Below are 4,967 nucleotides of genomic sequence, written 5' to 3' on the forward strand. Positions count from 1 at the left end.
ATTTTTGTCGTCCCTACGTATTTACGTAGGGGCGTTTTTTATTAGTAGAGAGGAAGTGAACGTATTAGAAAAGAGTGTGGATAGAACAATATAAATACCGAATTGTAAAACAGAAAAAGATAAAGAGAGGAGATTAACAGATGAATTCACAGCAATGGACATCGAAATTAGGTTTCGTATTAGCTGCAGCAGGTTCAGCAATTGGTCTAGGGGCAATTTGGAAGTTCCCGTATATGGCCGGAATTGGAGGGGGCGGCGCGTTCTTCCTTATTTTCATCGGTTTCACATTATTAATTGGTTTACCGCTATTATTAGCTGAATTTGTTATCGGAAGAAGTACACAAAAAGAGGCCGTTGATGCGTATAGAGAAATCGCACCAAAAACACTATGGCCATGGTTAGGGAAATTAGGGATTGTAACATGTTTCATATTACTTTCTTTCTACAGTGTTGTAGGGGGCTGGATTTTATTATACTTATGGAATGCAATTACAGGTAGACTATGGGAAGGAAATGGGGCATACGAAGCTACGTTTGGTGAAATCATTTCCAATCCGTATTTAGCAGTTGGCTCACAGCTATTATTCATCCTTATTACTATTTTCATCGTAAGTAAAGGTGTACAAAATGGTGTTGAAAAAGTAAATAAATATTTCATGCCAGCACTATTCGTTTTATTCTTTGTATTAATCGTTCGTGCACTTACGTTAGATGGTGCGGGAGAAGGAGTTCGTTTCTTCTTACAACCTGATTTCGCAAACGTAACATCAGAAGTCATTTTATATGCAATGGGGCAATCGTTCTTCTCGCTATCTGTCGGTGTAGCTGTTATGGTAACGTATAGCTCATACTTGCCGAAAGAAGAAAGCTTACCGCGTTCAGCATTTTCTATTGTAGCTTTAACACTTGTGATTACATTACTTGCAGGACTTGCAATTTTCCCAGTAGTGTTCGCATTTGGAATGGAACCATCTCAAGGACCGGGGTTATTATTTATCGTACTGCCAGCTATTTTCAGTAAAATGGCATTTGGAAAATTATTCTTCATTGTTTTCTTATTACTATTCTTCTTTGCTACTATTACATCAGCGATTTCGATGTTAGAAATTAGCGTGGCATCTTTAACTGCAAAAGGTAAAGGGAAACGTGAAAAAATGGCTTTAATCGTAGGTTTATTAATCTTCGTTGTAGGAGTACCGTCAGCATTGTCATTTGGTATATTAAGCGATCTGAAGATTTTCGGAAAGACAGTCTTTGATTTAGCGGATTATGCAGTTAGTAACGTACTCATGCCACTGGGTGTTTTATTAGTTTCTATCTTTGTTCCTTTAAAAATGAAGAAAGGTGTATTAATGAGAGAGCTTGGTGTAAGTAAAAATAAAGGCTATAAATTGTTTGTATTATGGTTATTCTTACTTCGCTTCATCGCACCAATTGCGATTATTATCGTATTCTTAAATGTACTTGGCATTATTTAAAAAAGGTAGCGTATCGCTCTGGATACGCTACCTTTTTATTTTGCTCTTTTTTTGCAATTCATTTACTGTTACGAACTGATAGCCCTTTTTAGTTAAAGAGTCTAAAATACCTTCTATGGTCTGTAAATTTTCATTAGACTCATCATACATAGAGTGCAGTAAAATGATAGAACCTGGTTTTACATTTTTATTAACATATTCAATTTTATCAGTTGCAGATTTATAAAAAGTATCAGGTTCAAGGTCCCAGGTGATTGTTTCGATATTGTTTTTCTTTAAATAATAGGGCAGGCCAATTAGTTTTTTTCCGTTAGGTGGTCTAAAATCAATTGCGCCTGTAAATCCTGTTTGGCGGATTAATGAATTTGTTTTTTCGATTTCTTCTTTAATAAAAGAAGGTGTTTTAAAAACCATTCTGTTATGAGAATATGTATGGTTTCCAATTTGGTGTCCAGATTGTACGATAGCTTCTCCTAACGATAGGTTTTTCTCTAATTCATTTCCGATTAAAAAGAAAGTAGCTTTTGCATTGTATGTATCTAGTAGCGGTAATATTTGTTTTACATTGTTAGTAGGGCCATCATCAAAAGTTAAAGCAATCACTTTTTCATTTGTTTCTACTCGATTTGTTAAATCTCCAAACAATTGAAAGCTTCTTGCATTCATCAATTTGTATGTTCCAAATAATGCTACAGTAATACTGAATAATGTAACGATTGTAATGATTATTTTCTTTTTCATAAAGCAACCTCACTATACTTTTCGATTGGACTAAAAAGTATTATATCAAACTAAGTAGTTTCATGCTTTAAAAAGGATGTGGATGCAAGAGGAAGGAATTTATCATATAATGTAATGAAAAAGGTATATTAGGAGGTGTTTACATGGCGATTACAATTCAATTGCCGGACACTGCAGCGTCTCATGCAAAGCCAAGTATGGAGGAAATGGCGATACTTTGCGTGAGGTAGACAAGTAATATACAATCGCCTAAATGAGCTCGTATCATTTTTTATATTTGGCTTTGCACCTTATTGAAATGAACCATAAAAAATAAGGGGCGAGCAGAAATGAAATACGTAAAAGCTGCGGCAGTTTTACCAGAAAGTTTAATTACTGAAATTCAAAAGTATATACAAGGTGAAACAATTTACATTCCAAAACAAGAAACGAAACATTATAAATGGGGCACACGATCTGGAGGAAGAAAACAATTAGATGAAAGAAACAAAGCGATTAAAGAAGCTTTTAAAAGCGGAATTGCTATTCATCAACTTGCAGAAGAGTATTTTCTTTCCGGAGAAACGATTAAAAAAATTGTGTATTCCAAATAAGAGAAAAAGAGTCTGATTCAAATGTTATTTTGCATCAGACTCTTTTTGTTTTATATGTATTGGATATATGGACTGTGACAGGGCATACTAATAGAAAAAATGTGCCGTTTTTTTATTAAAAGTTATACAGAGCACTTGAAAAGTAGAAAGGTGAGCTTCTATGAATCATATTGGACAAATAACGATAGAGCTTTTAGTTGGCTTTTTTGTGCTGTTAATTGCTACGAAAATATTAGGGAAAACACAAATATCACAGCTAACACCCTTTGATTTTATTTCTGCTATCGTCCTTGGTGAGCTTGTTGGAAATTCAATATATGACCCTAAAATTAAAGTATGGTCTATTTTATACTCAGTATTTGTATGGGTAATTTTAATTTATACAATAGAAGTGATAACGCAAAAAATAAGAGGAACAAGAAGGTTTTTTGAAGGATATCCTTCAATTATTATTCGTAATGGAAAGATTGATCGTGAACAATTAAGTGTAAATCATTTGGACATTAACCAATTACAACAAATGCTTAGGCAACAAAAAGATATATTTTCAATCCGAGAAGTTGAATATATGATATTAGAACCTAACGGAAATATAAGTGTTCTGAAAAAAAGTAAATACGAATCTCCCACTATAAATGATTTAAGTTTAAAACATAAGCCTGTATACTTACCAATTTCATTAATTAGTGACGGAAAAGTAGTGAAAGATAACTTGAGGGAAGCGGGCTTTGATGAAGGATGGCTGTATAAGCAAATAAAGAAAAAAGGAATTACTAAATTTGAAGATGTGTTATATGCGGAGTGGAAAACAGATGATGGCTTCTTTTGTCAGGAAATGCAGCGGTAGAGTACAAGCTATGTATGTAATGTTTGTTTCTAAGTTATCTTTTACATATCAAAAAACGTAATCATTGTATACAATAAAACTAGATCAACAATTTGTATGGAGTGATAAAGATGGAAGCTTTTATTAGAAGTGATCAATACAATTTTATAAAATCACAAGCTTATATTTTAGCAAATGGGCATGCGACGGCAAATGATAGAGGAGTCATTCAAGCGTTAAAATCACTTGCGATTGAAAAGATAATACATGTATTTGAGAATTTAACGGATGAGCAGAAGGAGTTAATTGACACGGTATTAACAGTTCAAAATAGAGAAGATGCAGAATCATTTTTAACGAAAATAAATCCGTATGTCATTCCGTTTCAGGAAGTGACAGCGCAAACATTAAAAAAATTATTTCCTAAAGCGAAAAAGTTAAAACTGCCTGATATGGAAGAACTGGATATGAAAGAATTGTCTTATTTAAGTTGGATTGATAAGGGATCAAGTAGGAAATTTATTATAGCAAAAAATGATAAAAATAAGTTTGTTGGTCTGCAAGGAACATTCCAAAGTTTAAATAAAAAAAGCATTTGTTCATTATGTCATGGACATGAAGAAGTTGGGATGTTTTTAGTTGAAATTAAAGGTGATATACCAGGAACTTTCGTTAAAAAGGGAAACTATATTTGCAAAGATGGTGTAGCTTGTAATCAGAATATGAAATCACTTGATAAATTACATGATTTTATTGAGAGATTAAAGAAATAAAATGGAAGACCTCTAGTGCTTAAACTGGAGGTCTTTATTTTGGAAGAAGTAATAACAGGTTTCTTTTGTAGCTGTAGATTTATAAAAAAAGTCAGGTCATTTATAATGAAATTTGATGAAAATATCTAATTGGACACGGTTGTTTATATGCAAGGAGGTAAACATGAATTATATTTCACCGAAAGAAGAGGTATTAAAAGTGAAACGGTGGCCTAAAAATACGATAGCAGCAGGTCGTGGTCATACCGTTGCTCTTAAATCGGATGGCACAGTTGTGGCAGTGGGGCGAAATAAAGAAGGAGAATGCAATGTAAGCAGTTGGTGTGATATTGAAGCCGTCGCAGCGGGCAATGTTCATATGGCGACGAACACAGGTAATGCTCATACAATCGCTCTTAAAAGTAATAATACTGTGGAAGCGGTGGGATGGAATAAGCATGGTCAATGTGATGTGAACGACTGGCATAATATTGTAGCGGTAGCGGCTGGGTGGCGTCGTACCATTGGCCTTAAACTGGATGGAACGGTAATGGCAGTAGGGCGAAATAAAGAAGGA

At 34.0% G+C, this 4,967-nt stretch carries 5 protein-coding genes and 1 pseudogene; 5 read left to right on the forward strand and 1 reads right to left on the reverse strand.

Annotation, left to right across the window (positions count from 1 at the left end; all coding sequences use genetic code 11):
* Positions 1 to 140 precede the first annotated feature (140 nt).
* Complete coding sequence (locus MR079_RS27600; protein WP_242295018.1) at positions 141 to 1,478, forward strand: sodium-dependent transporter; 1,338 nt, start codon at positions 141 to 143, stop codon at positions 1,476 to 1,478.
* Between the two features lie 27 nt (positions 1,479 to 1,505).
* On the opposite strand, the gene MR079_RS27605 is transcribed toward MR079_RS27600, so the two are convergent.
* Positions 1,506 to 2,219, reverse strand: coding sequence for a polysaccharide deacetylase family protein (locus MR079_RS27605; RefSeq protein WP_139867775.1), 714 nt, complete (start codon positions 2,217 to 2,219; stop codon positions 1,506 to 1,508).
* Positions 2,220 to 2,548: 329 nt separating this feature from the next.
* Here MR079_RS27605 and MR079_RS27610 point away from each other — a divergent pair, with 329 nt between their 5' ends.
* The 4 genes and pseudogenes from MR079_RS27610 to MR079_RS27625 all read left to right on the forward strand — a co-directional run.
* Positions 2,549 to 2,812, forward strand: a complete 264-nt coding sequence (locus MR079_RS27610; RefSeq protein WP_139867773.1) for a CD3324 family protein — start codon at positions 2,549 to 2,551, stop codon at positions 2,810 to 2,812.
* 160 nt (positions 2,813 to 2,972) lie between these two features.
* Complete coding sequence (locus MR079_RS27615) at positions 2,973 to 3,659, forward strand: DUF421 domain-containing protein (protein ID WP_242295019.1); 687 nt, start codon at positions 2,973 to 2,975, stop codon at positions 3,657 to 3,659.
* A 110-nt stretch (positions 3,660 to 3,769) separates the two neighbouring features.
* On the forward strand, positions 3,770 to 4,411 hold the full coding sequence (locus MR079_RS27620) for a FusB/FusC family EF-G-binding protein (protein ID WP_016717160.1): 642 nt from the start codon (positions 3,770 to 3,772) through the stop codon (positions 4,409 to 4,411).
* 163 nt (positions 4,412 to 4,574) lie between these two features.
* A pseudogene (locus tag MR079_RS27625) lies at positions 4,575 to 4,967 on the forward strand (chromosome condensation regulator); the annotation flags it as partial.

The organism is Bacillus cereus group sp. BfR-BA-01381, assembly GCF_022663555.1.
Lineage (GTDB): Bacteria > Bacillota > Bacilli > Bacillales > Bacillaceae_G > Bacillus_A > Bacillus_A pacificus.